At 69.5% G+C, this 3,531-nt stretch carries 3 protein-coding genes; all 3 read left to right on the forward strand.

The genetic code is table 11. From position 1 onward, the window contains the following. On the forward strand, positions 1–1,900 hold a 1,900-nt coding region (gene infB, locus PCA_RS09630), incomplete at its 5' end, for a translation initiation factor IF-2 (RefSeq protein ID WP_181302399.1). Positions 1,901–2,046: 146 nt separating this feature from the next. Beyond that, positions 2,047–2,421, forward strand: a complete 375-nt coding sequence (rbfA, locus tag PCA_RS09635) for a 30S ribosome-binding factor RbfA (RefSeq protein ID WP_181302400.1) — start codon at positions 2,047–2,049, stop codon at positions 2,419–2,421. A gap of 10 nt (positions 2,422–2,431) precedes the next feature. Beyond that, on the forward strand, positions 2,432–3,361 hold the full coding sequence (gene truB, locus PCA_RS09640; protein ID WP_181302401.1) for a tRNA pseudouridine(55) synthase TruB: 930 nt from the start codon (positions 2,432–2,434) through the stop codon (positions 3,359–3,361). Positions 3,362–3,531 lie beyond the last annotated feature (170 nt).

Below are 3,531 nucleotides of genomic sequence, written 5' to 3' on the forward strand. Positions count from 1 at the left end.
GCATCTGAGCGAGGCCGACCGCGCCCGCCGCTCCAGCGGCAAGCGCGGCAAGCCCGGCCGGGGCAACGTGCGCGAGGTCGCGCGTGGCGCATCGTCGACCGGCGGTGCGCATGGCTTCACCCGCCCCACCGCCGCGGTGGTGCGCGAAGTCGTCGTGGGCGATGCCAACGTGGTCGCCGAGCTGGCGCAGAAGATGGCGGTCAAGGGTTCGGAAGTGGTCAAGGCCCTCTTCAAGATGGGCGTGATGGCCACCATCAACCAGACCATCGACCACGACACCGCCGCCCTGGTGGTGGAGGAACTCGGCCACACGGTGGTCGAGGCCAATGCCAACAACGCCGAGGCCGCGCTGGCCGCGCACACCCAGAGCGTGGAGCTGGACGGCGAGAAGGAGTCGCGTCCGCCGGTGGTCACCATCATGGGCCACGTCGACCACGGCAAGACCTCGCTGCTGGACTACATCCGCCGCACCAAGGTCGCCTCGGGCGAGGCCGGCGGCATCACCCAGCACATCGGCGCCTACCACGTGGAAACGCCGAAGGGCGTGATCACCTTCCTCGACACCCCGGGCCACGCCGCGTTCACCGCGATGCGCGCCCGCGGCGCGCAGTCCACCGACATCGTGGTGCTGGTGGTCGCCGCCGACGACGGCGTGATGCCGCAGACGGCCGAAGCCGTGCAGCACGCGCGCGCCGCCAAGGTGCCGCTGATCGTCGCGCTCAACAAGATGGACAAGTCCGACGCCAACCCGGACCACGTCAAGCAGGGCCTCGGCAACCTGGAAGTCATCCCGGAAGAGTGGGGCGGCGATACGCCGTTCGTGCCGGTGTCGGCCAAGACCGGCATGGGCATCGACACGCTGCTCGACGCGATCTCGGTGCAGGCCGAGGTGATGGAACTCACCGCCGTGGTCGACGGCCCCGCCTCGGGCGTGGTGATCGAATCCAGCCTGGACAAGGGCCGCGGTCCGGTCGCCACCGTGCTGGTGCAGCAGGGCACGCTGAAGCGCGGCGACTTCGTGGTCTGCGGCGTGGAATACGGCCGCATGCGCGCGCTGGTCGACGAGACCGGCAAGACCGTGCAGGAAGCCGGCCCCTCGATCCCGGTGCAGGTGCTGGGTCTTTCCGGCGTGCCGGAAGCGGGCGACGACTTCGTGGTGGTGGCCGACGAGAAGCTGGCCAAGCAGGTCGCCGCCGAGCGCCAGCAGAAGCGCCGCGAGACGCGCATGGTCAGCAAGGCCAACCGCCTCGAGGACATCATGGCGCAGATGGGCCAGGGCAACGGGCAGCAGACGCTCAACATCCTGGTCAAGGCCGACGTGCAGGGTTCGGTCGAGGCACTGCGCGAATCGCTCAGCTCGATCGGCAACGAGAACGTCAAGGTCAACGTGGTCTCCGCCGGCGTCGGCGGCATCACCGAGTCCGACGCGACGCTCGCGGCCGCATCCAAGGCGCTGGTGATCGGCTTCAACGTGCGTGCCGACGCCTCGGCGCGCAAGGTGATCGACACCGCCGGCCTGGACGTGCGCTACTTCTCCATCATCTACGACGTGATCGACCAGGTGAAGCAGGCGGCTTCCGGCCTGCTGGGCGTGGAAGTGCGCGAGGAGATCATCGGCGTCGCCCAGGTGCGCGAGGTGTTCCGCAGCTCCAAGTTCGGCGCGGTCGCCGGCTGCATGGTCGTCGAAGGCCATGTCAAGCGCAGCAAGCCGATCCGCGTGCTGCGCGACAACACCGTGGTGTTCGAGGGCGAGCTGGAATCGCTGCGACGCTTCAAGGACCTGGTCGACGAAGTGCGCAACGGCATGGAATGCGGCATCGCCGTGAAGCAGTACAACGACGTCAAGGTCGGCGACCAGATCGAGTGCTTCGAGCGCATCGAAGTGGCTCGCACGCTGTAACGGTCCGCTCCCTCTCCCCTGCGGGGAGAGGGTTGGGGTGAGGGGGCGAGGCTAGCCCCGCCCCTCACCCATCCTCTCCCCGGAGGGGAGAGGTGACAACGAGGCTGCCGCTGCGCGGCAGCTGCGCCATTTGATTGGAGCCCTTCATGCCCTCCCGCGACTTCAAACGTACCGACCGCGTAGGCGCCGAGCTCCGCCGCGAAATCGGCCTGCTGGTGCACGCCGCGGTGCGCGACCACGGCCTGCCGTCGTGCAGCGTGTCGGACGTGGAAGTGAGCCGCGACCTCGATTTCGCCGCGGTGTGGGTGACCGCGCTGCTGCCCGAGCAATCGTTGGCAGCGGTGAAGGCGCTCAACACGCTGGCGGGCGAGTTCCGCCGTGCGCTGTCGCGCAGCATGCGGCTGCGCCGCGTGCCGGAACTGCGCTTCAAGTACGACGACTCGGTGGACAAGGGCGAGCGCATCGACGCGCTGCTGCGCGATGCTGGCGAGGCCGCGGCGCCGGCGGACGACGAGTCGTAAACCAGGTTCCATGCGTCGCGACCGCAAGCTCCCCCGCATCGCCTGGCGCGATCTGCACGGCATCGTGTTGCTGGACAAGCCCGCAGGCGTCAGCTCCAACCAGGCGCTGCAATCGGTGCGCCGGCTGTTCCGCGCCGCCAAGGGCGGCCACACCGGCGCGCTCGACCCCATGGCCACCGGCCTGCTGCCGCTGTGCTTCGGCGAGGCCACCAAGCTGGCCGGCAACCTGCTGGGCGCGCGCAAGGCCTACCGGGCCGAGTGCCGGCTGGGCGTCACCACCACCACCGCCGATCGCGAAGGCGAGCCTGTGCGGCAGCGGCCGGTGCCGCCGCTCGACGACGCCACCGTGGAGGCGGCGCTGGCGCCGTTGCGCGGCCGCATCGTCCAGGTGCCGCCGGTGTATTCGGCGCTGAAACAGGACGGCGAACGCCTGTACCTCAAGGCGCGCCGCGGCGAATCCGTGGAAGCGCCGCCGCGCGAGGTGGAGGTGTACCGGCTGGAGCTGCTTTCCCGCACGGCAGACACCGTGGCCTTCGAGGTGGAATGCGGCTCGGGCACCTACGTGCGCTCGCTGGCGGTGGACCTGGGCGAGGCGCTGGGTTGCGGCGCCCATCTCACTGCCTTGCGGCGGCTGTGGGTGGAGCCGTTCCACGAACCGCGCATGGCCACGCTGGCGGAGCTGGAGCAGGCGGCGGGGCAGGGCGACGCCGCCCTGCTGGCCTGGCTGCTGCCGGTGGCGGCGGGGCTGGCCGATTGGCCCGGCCTGCAACTGGACGAGATGCAGAGCCAGGCGATCGCCTGCGGCCAGCCCATCGTGGTGGCCGGGCGCAGCGGGCCGCACGCCGCGTTCGCCAGCGACGGCGCCCTGCTGGCGCTGCTGGAACTGGATGCGGACGGCCGCAGCCGCATCCTGCGTGGTTTCAACCTGCCGCCGCCGTGAACCGGACCCCGCCGCGCCCTTGTTGCAGAGGCGTTGCCAACGGTAGAATAAGCAGGTTATTCCGATACTTTCATCCCTCAGGCGAAGCTTGCGCTTGCGTCACTCCCGGTGATGCAAACGCAAGCTTCGCATCGCTTTTTCAAGGAAACAGGTACCACCATGTCTCTTAC

The sequence above is a fragment of the Rhodanobacter sp. PCA2 genome (assembly GCF_013620825.1).
Classification (GTDB): Bacteria; Pseudomonadota; Gammaproteobacteria; order Xanthomonadales; family Rhodanobacteraceae; genus Rhodanobacter_A.

Coding starts and splice junctions, on each gene's coding strand:
- truB (WP_181302401.1), top strand. CDS start 2,432: ATGCGTCGCGACCGCAAGCTCCCCCGCATCGCCTGGCGCGATCTGCAC.
- rbfA (WP_181302400.1), top strand. CDS start 2,047: ATGCCCTCCCGCGACTTCAAACGTACCGACCGCGTAGGCGCCGAGCTC.